General features: G+C 55.2%; 10 protein-coding genes. All 10 read right to left on the bottom strand.

All coding sequences use genetic code 11. From position 1 onward, the window contains the following. Positions 1 to 136 precede the first annotated feature (136 nt). Positions 137 to 1,609 carry a ribosome biogenesis GTPase Der gene (der, locus tag FCH32_RS00405; RefSeq protein ID WP_115257787.1) on the bottom strand — a complete coding sequence of 491 codons (1,473 nt, stop codon included), beginning with the start codon at positions 1,607 to 1,609 and terminating at the stop codon, positions 137 to 139. Positions 1,610 to 1,725: 116 nt separating this feature from the next. Beyond that, on the bottom strand, positions 1,726 to 2,904 hold the full coding sequence (gene bamB / locus FCH32_RS00400; protein ID WP_096756176.1) for an outer membrane protein assembly factor BamB: 1,179 nt from the start codon (positions 2,902 to 2,904) through the stop codon (positions 1,726 to 1,728). Between the two features lie 10 nt (positions 2,905 to 2,914). Continuing rightward, positions 2,915 to 3,535 carry a YfgM family protein gene (locus tag FCH32_RS00395; RefSeq protein WP_096756175.1) on the bottom strand — a complete coding sequence of 207 codons (621 nt, stop codon included), beginning with the start codon at positions 3,533 to 3,535 and terminating at the stop codon, positions 2,915 to 2,917. 13 nt (positions 3,536 to 3,548) lie between these two features. Continuing rightward, the gene (gene hisS, locus FCH32_RS00390; protein ID WP_096756174.1) at positions 3,549 to 4,823 is read right to left on the bottom strand and encodes a histidine--tRNA ligase; all 1,275 of its coding nucleotides are present in this window, start codon (positions 4,821 to 4,823) and stop codon (positions 3,549 to 3,551) included. A gap of 110 nt (positions 4,824 to 4,933) precedes the next feature. Then, entirely contained in the window at positions 4,934 to 6,052 is a 1,119-nt protein-coding gene (gene ispG / locus FCH32_RS00385) for a flavodoxin-dependent (E)-4-hydroxy-3-methylbut-2-enyl-diphosphate synthase (protein ID WP_096756173.1), read from the bottom strand. A 26-nt stretch (positions 6,053 to 6,078) separates the two neighbouring features. Then, complete coding sequence (gene rodZ, locus FCH32_RS00380) at positions 6,079 to 7,056, bottom strand: cytoskeleton protein RodZ (RefSeq protein ID WP_174360304.1); 978 nt, start codon at positions 7,054 to 7,056, stop codon at positions 6,079 to 6,081. A 283-nt stretch (positions 7,057 to 7,339) separates the two neighbouring features. Next, entirely contained in the window at positions 7,340 to 8,506 is a 1,167-nt protein-coding gene (gene rlmN, locus FCH32_RS00375; RefSeq protein ID WP_115257784.1) for a dual-specificity RNA methyltransferase RlmN, read from the bottom strand. Between the two features lie 292 nt (positions 8,507 to 8,798). After that, positions 8,799 to 9,230, bottom strand: coding sequence for a nucleoside-diphosphate kinase (gene ndk / locus FCH32_RS00370; RefSeq protein ID WP_044714626.1), 432 nt, complete (start codon positions 9,228 to 9,230; stop codon positions 8,799 to 8,801). A gap of 137 nt (positions 9,231 to 9,367) precedes the next feature. Then, positions 9,368 to 11,674 (bottom strand): peptidoglycan glycosyltransferase PbpC, encoded by a 2,307-nt coding sequence (gene pbpC / locus FCH32_RS00365; RefSeq protein ID WP_420838390.1) that lies wholly within the window; start codon positions 11,672 to 11,674, stop codon positions 9,368 to 9,370. After that, positions 11,675 to 16,606: an alpha-2-macroglobulin family protein gene (locus tag FCH32_RS00360; RefSeq protein ID WP_174360303.1), complete on the bottom strand. Its 4,932-nt coding sequence runs from the start codon at positions 16,604 to 16,606 to the stop codon at positions 11,675 to 11,677. It abuts the gene before it with no gap. Between the last annotated feature and the right edge of the window lie 20 nt (positions 16,607 to 16,626).

The following is a 16,626-nucleotide window of genomic DNA, read 5'->3' as shown; positions in this document are numbered from 1 at the left end:
AAATTCGACAATTGTCTACTTTCTTAGATTTAAACTTGGTCAAAAAAGAATAGTCATTGACATTATACAGACACACAGGACTATAAACAGACGAAAAAAACCCGCGACAAGCGCGGGTTTTCATAATCAGCAAGGGTTACTTACTTTTTTTAATATGTTGAATCAAACGCTTACGCTTGCGCATTTGTGTTGGCGTCAACGTATTACGCTTATTCGCATACGGGTTTTCCCCTTCTTTGAACTGAATACGGATCGGTGTACCCATCACTTCCAGCGACTTACGGAAGTAGTTCATAAGATAACGTTTGTAGGAATCAGGCAGGTCTTTAACCTGGTTGCCGTGAATCACCACAATTGGTGGGTTATAGCCACCAGCATGCGCATATTTCAACTTCACACGACGACCGCGCACCAGCGGCGGCTGGTGATCTTCTGTCGCCATGGTCATGATGCGGGTCAGCATCGCGGTACTGACGCGGCGGGTTGAGCTGTCATACGCTTCACGCACTGACTCAAACAGATTACCCACACCACTGCCGTGCAGCGCAGAGATAAAGTGCACGCGGGCAAAATCGATAAAGCCCAGACGGAAGTCCAGCGTCTCTTTAACCTGCTCTTTCACTTCCTGGGTCAGGCCGTCCCACTTGTTGACGACGATGACAAGTGAGCGCCCACTATTGAGAATAAAGCCCAGTAGCGACAGATCCTGATCGGAAATACCTTCGCGGGCATCAATCACCAGCATCACCACGTTGGCGTCTTCAATCGCCTGCAGCGTCTTGATAACGGAGAATTTTTCTACCGCTTCGGTAATTTTTCCGCGCTTACGCACGCCTGCAGTGTCGATCAGCACATATTCGCGACCGTCACGTTCCATCGGGATATAAATACTGTCACGCGTGGTTCCCGGCATATCGTAAACCACCACGCGGTCTTCGCCGAGAATACGGTTAGTGAGTGTGGACTTACCGACGTTCGGACGCCCGACAATCGCCAGTTTGATTGGCAGATCCTGCGGATTGAAGTCGTCTTCAGGCTCCTCTTCACCGTTTTCTTCGGCTTCCAGCTTCGCCCAGTATTCCGCGTCTTCATCCACTTCTTCCTGCGGCGCTACGTCATCCATCCACGGCAGCAGAACGTGCTCCAGCAGGCTGAGAACACCACGACCGTGAGAAGCTGCGATCGGGTGAATTTCACCTAACCCCAGCGAATAAAAATCAACCACCGCCTGATCCGGATCGAGTCCGTCAGTTTTGTTGGCGACCAGGAAAGTCGGTTTTTGGCGCGAACGCAGATGTTTGGCGATGGCTTCATCTGCCGGCATCAGGCCAGCACGCGCATCAACCATGAACAGCACAACATCCGCTTCTTCGATGGCTAGCAGCGACTGTGCAGCCATGCGGGTTTCTACCCCGTCTTCGGTGCCATCAATACCGCCGGTATCAACACAGATAAACTCGCGTCCTTCAATCTCAGCACGACCGTACTTACGGTCACGAGTCAGACCCGGGAAATCCGCAACCAGCGCATCTCGGGTGCGAGTTAGACGGTTAAATAACGTGGATTTGCCAACGTTAGGGCGCCCGACAAGCGCGACCACAGGTACCATGTTTAAAGCCTCATTTAAAAAATCATCAGACAACGGACGTATTTTTACGCCATTGTTAAAAACAGGAAAACGGCCCCTGCACCAGGAGCCGTTTTTCAAAGCGAGCGGCAGGACGATTAACGCGTAATTGAATACAGCGTACCGTCTTTCGCCTGGATCAGCAGTTTACCATCAGCCGATACTGGCTCGGTCAGGAAACCGGAGCTGTCGACTTTCTGCTGGGCCACAAAGCGGCCATCATCAATGTTAATCCAGTGCAGATAGCCTTCGCTATCGCCGACAACCAGATTGCCATTATACAGCGCCGGAGACGTCAGCAGACGGTGAAGCAGATCGCTCTGCGTCCACAGCGTTACGCCGCCGTCAGTGGTTAACGCCAGCACGCGGTCATTCTGATCTACCAGATAGATACGGTTGCCATCGACGATGAAATCATTCACCGAGCCGAGTTCACGTTTCCACATAACCTGGCCGCTGCGCAGATCCAGCGCCGTCAGGTTACCATTATAAGCCAGGGCGTACACAACGCCATTAACGATAACCGGCGTGGTGTCAACATCACTCAGACGATCGATTTCTGTTGGACCGGTCGCCTGAGAAATACGTTGCTGCCAAATCATCTGGCCCTGTTGCATCAGCACAGCGCTCACGCGACCGTTATCACCGCCGACAATCGCCGCACCAAAAGCGCTAGCCGGGGCTGATTCGCCGCGTAACGAAAGCGATGGCATATCCAGGTTGACGGTCCATTTGACGGCACCGTCAGCTTCGTTTAACGCCTGCAGTTGACCGTTGCTGGTGTGAATCAATACCACACCATCACTCACCACCGGGCGAGACAGCGCTTCACCGGCAACACGAGTCTGCCAGGCAATAGTACCGTCGCTGGTATTAAGCGCATAAACCTGGGCTTTTTCGCTGCCGATATAGACGTGACCACCGGAAACCGTCACACCACCAGAAAGCTGTGCAGAGACTCTAGAGAACCAGCCGTCTTTTTCCGCCAGATTGACGGACCAGACTTCTTTGCCATCATCCGCGTTCAGAGCTTTAACGACGCCTGTACGATCCGCCGCATAGACAACGTTATCTGCCAGCGCAGGATGAAGATTGGAATAGAAATCACCAATACCGTTACCTACAGACGTGCTCCAGGCTGTAGACGGAGTAAACTGGTTTTCAACCACCGGTAATGGGGACATCTTAACGACATCTTCTTCGCCACCAAACAGTGAACAGCCGCTTAATAGGGTAACGGAAAGCAGCCCTGGCAGAAGTAATTTACGCAATTGCATCGGGTCCCTCTCAGATGGACAAATTATTGATTTTCATCTGCATCATTTCGCTCAGAGCAGGAGAGGCTTCGCTTTTTACACCCGCTTCCCATGCGCTACGCGCGCCTTGTTTATCGCCTTTGCTCAGCAACGCTTCGCCACGCAGATCGGCGACAATGGCCGCCCACCCTTCACCTTTAATGGTGTCGAGCGTTTTCAGCGCGGTATCCGCTTGTTTAAGCTGAACTTGCACACGCGCAAGACGCAGATTAATCACCGCTTTGAGATTCTCATCGCTGGTCGCCGCCAGTCCTTGTTGCAACTGGGTAGCGGCTTTCTCAAGTTCGTTTTGATCAACAAACTGCTGCGCCAGTTCCATCGACGCTAACGCGCCGTAGGTATTTTTGTTCTCTGCGGCAAATTTCTCTGCGGCAGGAATGCTGTCCTGCTTACCCGCACTGACCGCAGTCACTGTATTTTGATACGCCAGAGAAGCAGAGCGTGTGGACTCCGTCTGATGGCTGGTCCAGTAACGCCAGCCAACCAGTGCGCCAACCCCTAAAATAACCCCAACCACCAGCGCTTTGCCATTTTCGGCAAAGAAGCGTTTTACCGCATCAACCTGGTCGTTTTCGTTCTCGTAAATTTCCACGCTGTCCTTCTCCTTAGCAAGTCAAAGTGCGCAAATGCGCGGCAACGCTATCCTGCGCTACTGCCGTTTGCTCACCAGTGCGCAAATCCTTCACTACAACAGTACCGTCAGCCACTTCGGACTCACCCAGTACCAGTGCAACGCGAGCGCCCCACTTATCGGCGCGAGCAAACTGTTTCTTAAAGTTGCCGCCACCGTGGTTTGTCATCAGTTTTACGCCCGGAACTTCATCGCGCAGACGTTCAGCCAGCGCCATTGCCGCCGACTGCGTATCTGTACCTGAAGCGATCAGGTATATATCGACAACAGGAGAAGCAATAAATTCCGGATTAACTGCCTGAACTAACAAAACAAGTCGTTCCAGACCCATCGCGAAGCCAACCGCTGGCGTAGCACGACCGCCAAGTTGCTCGACCAGACCGTCATAACGACCACCCGCACACACGGTACCCTGCGAGCCCAGGCTGCTGGTGACCCACTCAAATACGGTACGGTTGTAGTAGTCGAGACCACGAACCAGTCGTTGGTTAACGGTGTAAGCAATACCTGCTGACTCCAGCAGCGTACACAGACCGGCGAAATGCGCGCGTGAATCCTCATCCAGGTAGTCGCCCAGAGCCGGAGCGTCGTTGAGCAGAGCCTGCACTTCCGGATTTTTGGAATCGAGTACACGCAGCGGGTTGGTATACATGCGACGCTTGCAATCTTCGTCCAGTTTGTCTTTATGCTGTTCCAGGTACGCCACCAATGCATCTCGGTAGTTAGCACGGGCTTCCAGAGAACCGATGGAGTTCAGTTCAAGGCTAACATGCTGAGAAATACCCAGTGCACGCCACCAGCGAGCGGTCAGCATAATCAGCTCAGCATCAATGTCCGGGCCTTGCAGGCCAAACACTTCGACACCCAGCTGATGGAATTGGCGATAGCGACCTTTTTGCGGGCGCTCGTGGCGGAACATCGGTCCGATATACCACAGACGCTGTTCCTGATTGTACAGGAGACCATGTTCGATGCCGGCGCGTACGCAGCCAGCCGTTCCTTCAGGACGCAAAGTCAGGCTATCGCCATTACGGTCCTCAAAGGTGTACATCTCTTTTTCAACCACGTCGGTCACTTCACCGATCGCGCGTTTGAATAACGGGGTCTGCTCTACAATCGGCAAGCGGATTTCACTGTAACCGTAGCTGCCGAGCACGTTTTTAAGAGTGCCTTCAATGCGCTGCCAGATGGCGGTTTCGCCAGGCAGATAATCGTTCATGCCGCGAATGGCTTGAATGTTTTTTGCCACGTTTATTCTCTTTATGGATATAAAAATGAACCCTCAGCGCTAACCCGAACAATGCGGGCGCCATGCGGGTTCAATCATACACGGGAAGCACGCCGCTTCCCATCACGTTGTTATTTTTCAACCTGCTGCACGTCAATTCGACGCGCTTCGTCCAGGATGCTGGCTTTGGCACGAATACGGGCTTCTAGCTGGGTAATCATATCGTCGTTATCGATACGATCCTTACGTACACCGTCTTCATACAGGCCGCTTTTCTTGTTGCCACCCGTCACGCCGAGCGTGGAAACCAACGCTTCACCAGGACCGTTTACCACACAGCCGATGATCGAAACGTCCATTGGCGTGATGATGTCTTCCAGACGTTGCTCCAGCGCGTTAACCGTGCCGATGACGTCAAACTCCTGACGAGAACAGGTTGGGCAGGCGATAAAGTTGATCCCGCGCGCGCGAATGCGCAGCGATTTCAGAATATCGAAGCCTACTTTGATCTCTTCTACCGGATCGGCCGCCAGAGAAACGCGCAGCGTATCGCCGATCCCTTCTGACAACAGCAAACCCAGGCCAATCGCGGACTTCACCGATCCGCTGCGTGCGCCACCGGCTTCGGTGATCCCCAGATGCAGCGGCTGATCGATCTGTTTGGCTAACAGACGATAAGATTCAACGGCAAGGAACACATCAGAGGCTTTAACGCTCACTTTGAACTGGTCGAAGTTCAGACGATCGAGATGATCCACATGACGCATAGCTGATTCCAGCAGCGCCTGCGGCGTGGGTTCGCCGTATTTTTCCTGCAGATCTTTTTCCAGCGATCCGGCGTTAACGCCGATGCGGATAGGAATGTTGTTATCGCGAGCGCAGTCCACCACCATGCGAATACGCTCTTCATTACCGATATTGCCGGGGTTGATACGCAGACAGTCGACCCCGTATTCCGCTACTTTCAGCGCGATACGGTAGTCAAAGTGAATATCGGCAACCAGCGGGACTGTGACTTGCTGTTTGATAAGCTTGAACGCTTCTGCAGCATCCATTGTCGGTACAGAGACTCGGACAATGTCAGCCCCAACGCGTTCCAGCGCTTTGATTTGATTGACCGTCGCCGCCACATCCGTTGTCCGCGTATTGGTCATAGACTGTACGGCGATGGGCGCGCCATCACCAATCGGCACATTCCCAACGTAAATGCGTGTCGATTTTCTACGTTGAATTGGAGCCTGATTATGCATTAAAAAATCTCCCGCATTGCCGTCTGTTACTGAGCCGCTGGTTGTTCGGCATTTACGGTCAGACGCGCAACCTGGTTAGTTCTGATAAAACGACTCAGGTCGACAGGTTTACCCTGGAACTGAATCTGCACTGCTGCCGGTGCACCAATTTTCAGTTTGTACGGTGCCTGGCCGACAAGATTTAACGTGCCGTCTTTACGCTGCATACCGCTAAACAGTTTTTTACCGGTCGCATCACTGACTTCCAGCCAGCAGTCGGCGGTAAAATTCATCACCAGCGCGTTAGGATCGGCGGCAGGTGTTGTCACACCCGCTTGATCGGTCGGCAAAGGTGCCGCCGTAGCCGGTGAGGTTGGCGCCGTTGTCGCTGTGTCTACGTTGGCCTGAGACGGTGCCACTACCGCATTCTGTTGCGCATCTGCAGCAGGTGCTGACGCTGCGTCTGCCGCCGCGCCATCATCCGGCGCGGGTGGAGTCATATCCTGACTTGCCGCAGCGCTGGTATCTAACGGCACGCTCTGGGCACTGTCTTTACCCGCATTTAGCTCAGCGGAGGATTGATCGGCCATCGTGGTGATCTCTTCCTGCTGCGCTTTATGGTTCTGCCACCACCAGGCGCCAGTAAGTCCAACCACGACAAACAGTACCAGCCAGGTAAAGGTCATTAACCAGCCATCACGCTTTTTGCGGCGCTTACCGAGCGAGAAACTCTGCATCGGTGCCACTTTGGCTGGGCGAATCGGAGCCTGTTTTTCCAGCCCTGGCAACAGTTCTTCTTCAGGAATATGCACCAAACGCGCATAGGAACGGATATACCCGCGCAGAAACGTTGAAGCGAGATCGGCTGGCGCCTTATCTTCTTCAATATCGCGTACCGTGGAGACCTTCAGGCACAGTCGTTCCGCGACTGCCTGTTGGCTGAATCCGAGTTGTTCACGGGCATTGCGCAGGCGAACGCCGGTGGAGAGTGCTTCATTTTTGTCGTGCGTGGCTTCAGTATTCATTCGCTACAGCTGCGTAAATATGGGCTCTGGCGCCGGTGAGCCACAATGCTCACCCACACCGCGAAACATCTGGTCAGTTAACCTTGGTCAGACAGTATAAAACGGTCAGACTATCAATGACAAAACAGCGTAAACCTGAGGGCTAAACTCTTGTTGGGCCGCTACATACTGCCTTAAAGTCGACGAAAACGCACCGTTAATATTGACCTGACGAGTATAACAAATGACCGTATGTCACTTACATTGCACTACGGTACATTAATTATACCGTAGTGCACCAACATCAAACGGTCTTGATGTCGATAGCATCACCCTGCATGCGCTTGCGCAGAGTACGCTTGGTACGGTCAATGACGTCACCCGCCAGCTGACCGCAGGCTGCATCAATATCGTCGCCGCGTGTTTTACGCACGATGGTCGTGAAACCATAGCCCATCAACACTTTGGAGAAACGATCGATACGGCTGTTAGAACTCCGTCCGTACGGCGCGCCCGGGAACGGGTTCCATGGGATCAGGTTAATCTTACACGGCGTATCTTTCAGCAGCTCCGCCAGCTGATGCGCGTGCTCGGTACCGTCGTTAATGTGATCTAACATCACATATTCGATGGTGACGCGGCCCTGGTTGGCGTTCGACTTCGAAATGTAGCCACGTACCGACTCAAGGAACGTAGCAATATTGTACTTTTTGTTGATCGGCACGATTTCGTCACGGATTTCATCGTTCGGCGCATGCAGGGAAATCGCCAACGCAACGTCAATCATGTCGCCCAGCTTATCCAGTGCAGGGACCACGCCGGAAGTAGACAGCGTAACACGACGTTTTGACAGCCCAAAACCGAAGTCATCAAGCATGATTTCCATCGCCGGAACCACGTTGGTCAGGTTCAACAACGGTTCGCCCATGCCCATCATGACCACGTTGGTGATAGGACGCACGCCCGTTGCCTTCACCGCACCGACGATTTTCGCCGCGCGCCAGACCTGGCCGATGATTTCCGACACCCGCAGGTTACGGTTAAAGCCCTGTTGCGCCGTAGAGCAGAATTTACACTCTAATGCACAGCCGACCTGTGAAGACACACACAGGGTGGCGCGATCGTCTTCCGGGATATACACGGTTTCTACGCGCTGGTCGCCAACGGCAATGGCCCATTTGATGGTGCCGTCAGACGAACGCTGCTCTTCCACCACTTCCGGGGCGCGAATTTCAGCGACTTCTTTCAGTTTGTTGCGCAGCACTTTGTTGATGTCAGTCATGTCATCAAAGTTGTCGCTGCAATAGTGGTACATCCATTTCATGACCTGATCGGCACGAAACGGCTTTTCGCCCATCTCTTTGAAGAATTCGCGCATCTGCTGACGGTTCAGATCCAGCAGGTTAATTTTTCCATTTTTATTTGGAACCGCAGCAATGACGACTTCAGAGGTGTTAACTAATTCAGACATAATTTTTTCCGGCCTCGTTGTTACACGTTATGGCCCGTGGAGGGTTGATAAAAAGAAACGCCCCGGCAAGCGGTCTGCTCTTCCGGGGCGTTGCATTGTACAAAGTCTGGCGCAGGGATGCCACGTTTGCACGAAGCATTAGCGAAAATAATATGTAAATGCTAATTCATCTCCAAAGGATTTCGCGTCGCAAGAAGACGGCAAGTTCGAGCATCCCCGGGAGCATAGAAAACTATGTGACCGGGGTAAACGAACGCAGCCAACGCATCGGCGACGTGAAAGACGCAGGAGATCAGCGAGTACGCGGGCAAACCTCGCCTTCGCCAAAGAAATAGGCGATTTCACGCGCCGCAGATTCGACGGAGTCGGAACCGTGGGTGCCGTTCTCGGTGAAGCTGTCAGCGTAATCTGCACGCAGCGTACCTGCCAGCGCATTCGCCGGGTTGGTTGCACCCAGCAGATCGCGGTGACGCTGAACGGCGTTTTCGCTTTCCAGAACGGAAACAACGATCGGACCAGAGGTCATGAATTCAACCAGGCCATCAAAGAACGGTTTGCCGTCGTGCTCGGCATAGAAGCCACGCGCCTGTTCAACGGTCAGGTGCAGCATTTTAGTCCCCACAATTTTGAACCCTGCTGATTCAAAGCGTGCGAAGATGCTTCCAATAACGTTTTTTGCCACCGCATTTGGTTTGATGATGGAAAAAGTACGTTCAATAGCCATGATTACCTCTGAAAAAATTGTTTTGTTGTGGTTTACCTGGCGCGGATTATAAAGAGCATCCCGGCAATTGACTATTGATGAAGGTAACATTTCTTTAAAATAAGATGAATTTCAGCAACAAATAACATCAAGCTGGTCTACTGCAAAGCAAATCTCACCGTGGCAACCTGCCCGCCGTCATCCATAACCAACAGCTGGTACTCTCCTGCGACCGTTAAGCGCAGGGTCAGACTCCGCCCACGTTCTTCCAGCCGCTCACCGTTAAGAAACCACCAGCGTTCGCCTATCCCACCGCTGGTTTGTAGCGGCACGGAGACCGCTGGTGAACCGGGTAAGCGTTTCACAATCACGCCATCGCGAACGCCTGTCAACTGCAGCGGTAAGGAAGCGTCCTGCCCCAACGGCGGGCAGGTTGCGGAAACTGGCGGTAGCCGAGCGGCTCGCCGCTCGGATGGCGGCAGCCAGGGCTCCAGCGGCAACGGCCAGACAATTAACGTCTGTTCCCGCGCTTGCGGGCAGTCTGGCGCCACGCGTTTTTCTGACGCATCTAACCAGACGGGAAAACGAATACCGTTAACCCCTTCCTGCTCGGGTAATAACAGCGTAGGCGGCTGGCTACCGTCCAATAGCCAGGTGGCTAAACGGCGACGACAGTTACCGTCCCCGTTGGGCAAAAATTGCCCACCCGGCCAGCACACCACGCCCCGGCTGACGGACCCTGGTCGCGGGTCTTCAGGCTGGTTTGTCCCACGCGCCAGCAGCAAGTTGTTAACCTGATTCAGCAAAGGCACGGCGCTGGCAAAACCAAATTGCCCCACCACCGGCGTGCCGTCGGGTCTGCCGGTCCAGATGCCAATCACGTAACGTGAGTTAACGCCAATCGCCCACGCATCGCGATAGCCGTAGCTGGTGCCCGTTTTCCACGCCAGCGGTACCACACGACTCAGGGCGTTATCCGGCAGGGGCTGCGCGTCGTCCGCCATAATCCGCCGGATAATCCACGCCGCACCAGCGGACATCAGCGGGCGTTCCAGCAGCGGGTCTTCCGGCTGCAGACGGAGCTTTCCTGCTTTTCCCTGACGGGCAAAGGCGCTGTACGCCGCGACCATATCCTCAAGCCTGGCTCCCGCGCCCCCGAGGATCAGTGACAGATTTGGCGCAGCCCCTGCCGGTAAATACAACGGTAACCCCACGTTACGCAGCCTGGCGGCAAAACGTTTCGGGCCGTAGGCTTCCAGTACCTGGACTGCCGGCAGATTCAGCGAGCGCACCAACGCCTCGCTCATGCTTACCGGGCCATGAAAACCGCTGTCAAAATTCCCCGGACGATAATCCCCGGTACGCCGCGGTACGTCCTGCAATAATGAGGCCGGGTGAACCAGTCCATCCTCCAACGCGAGTCCATAGACAAAGGGTTTCAGCACCGATCCCGGCGAGCGGATCGCGCTCACCATATCCACATGCCCAAAGCGGGTGTCGTCATTCATATCTACCGAGCCCACCCAGCCACGTACGCGCATATCGGTATGGTCGACCACAATCATCGCCAGCGAACTGCGCGCCGGAAGCCGCCCCTTCCAGTTTTGCGCCATCTCCTCCAGTTGACGTTGCAGCCCGGCGTCCAGCGTGGTGACAATTTTGTTGCTGCTGCTTTTGTTCAGCATCATGCGTGAGAATAACGGCGCCAATTGCGGCATCTGCCTCGGTGCCAGCCAGACCGGTTCTTCGCGTGATTCCTGCGCCTGTTTTGCCGACCAGACGCCCTGCGTCGCCATGCGATCGAGCACTTTATTGCGCGCGGCTTGCGCCCGATCCGGCCAACGGTCCGGACGCAGACGGCTCGGCGCCTGCGGCAGTACAGCCAGCAATGCGGCATCGGAGTAGCTGAGTTGTGACGGTGATTTACCCAGATACGCCCAGCTTGCGGCACCAACGCCTTGCAGCGTCCCACCAAACGGCGCGCGGTTAAGATACAGCGTCAGGATATCGCGTTTGGAGAGATGCCATTCCAATTGGAATGCACGCCATAGCTGGCGAAACTTACCGCCAAAAGTGCGCGGATGTGGGTCGAGCAGCCTCGCCACCTGCATGGTGAGCGTACTGCCTCCGGAGACCACGCGCCCGGAGGTGAGATCCTGCCAGGCGGCGCGAAGCACAGAAAACGGATTGACGCCGGGATGTTTCCAGAACCAGCGATCTTCGTAGTTAATGAGCGCCTCAAGATAACGGGGCGAGACCTCTTCAAGCGTGACCGGATAACGCCAGATACCGTCCGCGTCGGCAAAGCGCCACAGCGGCGTCCCGTCCTGAGCCACCACTACTCGCGCAGGATTAACCTCATGCAGCGGCAACGGCCAGATTTTATCCGCCGTCCACACTGCTGCCCCTATCAGCAACGCAGCGGCTACCAGCCAGCCGCTGCGTTTAACCCACCGATGCATCATTTACGGTCTGACAATCAGCGGGCCCTCAGCCGTGCCGGTGGCACGCCACTGCGGAACATACATCGATTCCACCTGGGGTACAGGTACCTGATACGTCCCCGGTGTGACCGCGCGCGCCAGATACACCAGCGTGACCGGTTGCCCTTCGTTGACAGCCACCGCCGCGACAAAGCGATCATCGCGGAATTCAACGTGCTGGATATCCGCTTGCTGCATTTGATTAAGCAAATTCGCCACTTCGCTGCCGCTATCCTGCAGGCTGGCGCTACCGTTGGCCAGATTCTGGTTTTCCAGTTCCAGACCAGCAGGCAGAAGATCGACCACCAGCGCATCCGGAACATTCTGGCTGGCTCTAACCGTCAACCAGACCAGCACCAGCTCGCCGCTGCGCAGAGACGAGAGCGATTTACTCTGCCCATCGGTGCCCAGCACCTGACGTTCAATGAGCAGTACATTGCTGGCAGGCTGCGGTGAACTTTGCGGATAGCCGCTGACGTCCAGACGCAGCCACAGCGGCAGATTACCCGTGTTGGTCACCGCCAGCGTCGCTAACTGTTCCGCATCCAGATTTCGGGTTTGCGATTTATCACCCGCCAGCGGTTGTTCAGAGAGAGATGTCTGCGCCTGCCACGTGCCCGGCAGATCCTGCAGCGTACGGGCAGCAAGGAACAGCGCATTATTCTCCTGCGTGGAGAGCCAGCGCTGACCGAAAGCTTGCTCCGACAGCGTATTCAGCAAAGTATTTTGCACGTCGGGTTTCAGTTTATTCTCTTCCAGCAAGGCCAGCATCAGCGCGTTGTCGCGTAGCTGACTGCCGTAATCCGCCATCCACTGCTGCGTATCTCGGCGCGGCGTATTGAGTGCCAACGTCAGCGCCTGTTCACTGCGATTCGCATCGCCCATGTTTTTCAGCGCAATGCCCAATTGCAGCAGCGGCAGGCCAGAGGCGGCCTGAGCTCGACGCTCCCAGATCTCACGCAGAGCGCCCAGCGGCGCTTTCTGCTGACGGGCCAGTACCAGCGCGGCATAGGACTGTACGGCAAACCGGCTGGCTGCGGTGTCGTCGGTGTAGCGAATCGACATCATGCCCGGATCCTGTAAATAACGCAGCAGACGCGCATTGCCCCGGTTGATCACCTCACTCGGGACGCTGTAGCCCTGTTCATTTGCCCGGACGAGGAAGTCCATAACATAGGCACTCAGCCAGTACTCTTCCGGCCCGTTCTTATCCCACAGCGCAAATCCCCCATCGTCACGCTGCATTTGCAGTAACCGGGAAATACCTATTTCAACCGCCGTGCGGCGTTTTTCATCGCTATCACCCGCTATACCCAACGCCTTCAACTGTGCGGCGTTGGTATACAACGACGGGAATAATCCGCTGGCAGTCTGCTCCAGGCAGCCGTAAGGATAGGCTTTCAATTCGCGAACATAGCGCGCCAGATTCAGCGGCGGCTTGCCGCTGAACAGCAGTTGCCCCTGCACCGTTGCCGGGGAGAAGTTGGTCAGTTCCCCGTCCGGTAACTGCCAGGTTTCACCGGCTTGCAGCGCCACGCCGCTATTGAGAGTTTGCGCCGGGAACGCCGGACGCACGCCAATCTTCCACTGTTTATGTTGAACGGGGAGCGTTTCACCTGGCAGCGTCAAACCACTAATAACGGCCTGAATCTCACCATCGCCGAATCCCTCCAGTGCCCGTACCGGAATAAATAACGTGGTACGCACGCCAGGTGCCAGATCCACCGGGGAAGGGTTTTGGCCCATCAGTGACACTAAGCCGCTGGCGGTAAGCTGAATATTCAGCGTCTGCGGCCTATCTGTCAGATTGGTGACGTCCAGCGTCAGGCGCGAGGTATCACCACCGGCCATAAAGCGTGGCATATTCAGTTCCGCGATCACCGGCGCAGCGACGATCACTTTACTCTCGCTACTGCCAAAGTCATCTGCGGTCCAGGCCTGCGCCATCACCCGCAGTTCACCGTTAAAATCGCCAATCGGCAACGTTACCGTGCCCTCACCTTTCTCGTTGAGCGTGACCGGCAGCGCCTGTTGCGCCACGATATTGACGTGATTAACCGGCGGTTTGCCGCCGCGTTTTAGCTCATCACCATCGCCACCGAAACGCAGTGCCGCCAAACGCCCTTGCCCTTCGATTACCTGGCCGTAAATATCATAAATATCCGCGCCATAGCGTTTCTGGCCAAAAAATGCCTGCCACGGATCCGGGGTAGCGTAATCGGTGATATTCAACACCCCGCTGTCTACAGCGGAGACCAGGACGTTAACCTGTTTAGGCACGTCACCATTTTTGACACTGGCTTTCACGTTAACGGTCAACGGTTGATTCGGGCGCATTTTAGCCGGATTTTCCAGCGTCAAATCCAGGCGACGATTTTCATCGCCTAGCGGCAAATGCAGTAACCCGACCGCGCGTTTTGGTGTAGCCGAGCGGGACTTGTCGCCAGGGCGGATCACCAACGCGCTAAGATAGAGGTCATGGCGGTTCCAGGTTTTGTCGACCGGAATAGAGAGATCCAGACCATTTGCAGGGACATCGATCTCTTGCCACCACAGCGGGCCTTCGCTGGATTCCACCATTGCATAGCCTTTACCGGCAGCAGGCGCGGCAATGTGCAACTTCATGGTGTCACCAGGACGATAATTGGGTTTATCCAGCTTCAGAGTGACACGATCCGGGCGCACCGCCCCGCTGCCGTCGCTGTTATCCTGCCAGCTGTATCCGGCCCAGAAGCGCACGCTGCTCACCGTATCGTTGGGTGCTTTCACTTCCAGACGGTAAGCGCCCCACTCCACCGGGAAGCTGATCTTACCGGTTTCATCAGCGGTAAGATCCAGTGTTTGCTCGCCTTCGACCAGATCCTTTTGATCGAACTGCGACTGCCAGCCCTCCCCTTCAGACCAGTTCCAATAGTAATCCCGACGTTCGCGGATCAACCGCACCTGCAAGCCGGAAACCGCTTTTTTCTCGCCTTTTGCATCGGCATAAACAATATCAAACGCGGCGTTGCTGCCTTCATCAACGATCGGCTGATTCACCGTGGTATCGGTGCGGTAATCATAAACGGCTTTGGCTGCGAATTGCGGGCGAATACCCGGCAGGGTATCTGCAGGCCAGATAGCCTGTTCTACCCGACGGGTCACCGGACGGCCACCCGACTCCAGCAGGCTGGCCTGCAAAATGACCTGTAACGGCGAGTGAGCTTCCTGCCACTGACTGCTGGTTGTGACTTCGCCACGACCGTTTTCATCCAGCGTCAGCTGAACTTCATCCAGACTGCGGGAGAGATTCTCTTCAGCAATATTGCCAAACTGGAATCCCGGCAATGCAGACACCGCTTCACGCTGTGGTCGCAGGAATAGCTGACCTTGCAGGGCATTACCATTCGCAGGCGCACCGTACAGGTAGTAACCCACCACCGAAAACTTCACATCGTCAGCCGGTGCAATCGGCATTTTATTGGCAGTGAGGTTGAGCGCCATCCGCTCGGGCATAAAATCTTCGACGTGGAAATCCCACATCCGTGAGCGGTTATCGCCGGTGTTGGCGCGAATATGCCACATACCGGTTGGCGCACTGCTGTCCAGCGGCCAGGTCAGACGGTACAGACCGTTTTCGGGCTGGCTGACCACCGTGCGTAATACCTGCCCATCGGGCTTAACGACTTCCAGCTTCACCGGCTGATCGGGCAACGTTTTGCCATCGCTGTCGCGCAGTAATCCGTTGAGGATCACCGTTTCACCGGGACGATAGAGATCGCGCGGACCGAACATAAAGAACTGTTTGCTGTATCCCGGTGCCCCCGCGATATCAAATTCAGCCAGATCCAGCGCCGGTAATTTCAGGTCCAGCAGCGTGGTTTGCCCGTCTTTACGCGCCAGCAATATGGCGGCGTCTTTATCCGTCTCGAGCTTCACGTGTCCCTGCGCATCGCTGGTCGCCTGCGCCAGCGTCTGCCCTTTCTCATTGAGCAAGGTAACATCTATACCCTGCTGCGCAGCGCCGTTTTCCAGGCTCTGGGTAAAGACATCCAGCTGATTGTGGTAACGGTGTGCGGATACGCCAATATCGCTGAGCGTAAATAGCGTGGCAGCATTGCTGTAATTGTATTGCCCGGCCTGGTTCATCACCGCAACGTACACCCCCGCCTGCTGCAACGGCTTGATTTCGCCCAGCGGCAGCAGCAGTTTCTCACGGGTATTGCGTGCCGGATTAAGGTCAAAGCGCCCGGTATAAACCAGCTCTGCCATTTTCAGCAGGTTGTCGGATTCCCAGTTAGACAATGAGTTGCGGTATTCCCACTGGCTGATAAACGCGCCAAGCGACTCCGGCTTCACGCGAAAGAAATTCACATCCACGCTGTTGACGTTCAGCGCCATCACCGGCAGGCCTTCGATCACTTTGCCTGGCAACAGCGAGCCACGACTGGCAAATCCGACGCTCGGCTGGACATCGCGAGTGGTGATGTTTTTTTCATATTCAGTGCCAAACGTCGCCTTATTCAGCGCCAGTAAATCGCGCTCAATAGTCACCACCAGTTCGCGGTTGGGCTCCAGATGACGTAAGCGTAGCTCTTTCAGGTTGGGCGCCAATTCCCAGGCCCCGTCCACTTTGCCGCTTTTTTTATCGACAACGTGCAGTACGCGAGAAAAATCTTGCTCAGGATCGAGGGGGATGGAGAACGTCAGCACCAGCGTCGCCGCGCCGTCTAACTGGACTTCGGAGGCGTCCAGTAGCGTCAACGGTTTACCCTGGCTTTGCTGTGTCAGCTTGTGTAATTGCGCCGGATCTTTTACCGACGAGGTCTGTGGGGCAGGCGTATCATTTTTCGCGTCCGTCGACGGCTTATCATTATTATCGCACCCCGCCAGCGCAAGCATCAGCATACAGGCCGCTACGCGTAAATGTTTCATTTTTCATCCCTGGCCTGAGC

Source organism: Citrobacter gillenii, from assembly GCF_013337685.1.
GTDB lineage: Bacteria > Pseudomonadota > Gammaproteobacteria > Enterobacterales > Enterobacteriaceae > Citrobacter > Citrobacter gillenii.
Note: the sequence above shows the minus strand (reverse complement) of the source record. Positions and strands in the feature narration are given on the sequence as shown.

What these genes read in the sequence shown, in the direction of transcription:
- der (WP_115257787.1), bottom strand. Translation starts at nt 1,609, where the DNA reads ATGGTACCTGTGGTCGCGCTTGTCGGGCGCCCTAACGTTGGCAAATCC.
- bamB (WP_096756176.1), bottom strand. Translation starts at nt 2,904, where the DNA reads ATGCAATTGCGTAAATTACTTCTGCCAGGGCTGCTTTCCGTTACCCTA.
- ispG (WP_096756173.1), bottom strand. Translation starts at nt 6,052, where the DNA reads ATGCATAATCAGGCTCCAATTCAACGTAGAAAATCGACACGCATTTAC.
- rodZ (WP_174360304.1), bottom strand. Translation starts at nt 7,056, where the DNA reads ATGAATACTGAAGCCACGCACGACAAAAATGAAGCACTCTCCACCGGC.
- rlmN (WP_115257784.1), bottom strand. Translation starts at nt 8,506, where the DNA reads ATGTCTGAATTAGTTAACACCTCTGAAGTCGTCATTGCTGCGGTTCCA.
- ndk (WP_044714626.1), bottom strand. Translation starts at nt 9,230, where the DNA reads ATGGCTATTGAACGTACTTTTTCCATCATCAAACCAAATGCGGTGGCA.
- pbpC (WP_420838390.1), bottom strand. Translation starts at nt 11,674, where the DNA reads ATGATGCATCGGTGGGTTAAACGCAGCGGCTGGCTGGTAGCCGCTGCG.
- FCH32_RS00360 (WP_174360303.1), bottom strand. Translation starts at nt 16,606, where the DNA reads ATGAAACATTTACGCGTAGCGGCCTGTATGCTGATGCTTGCGCTGGCG.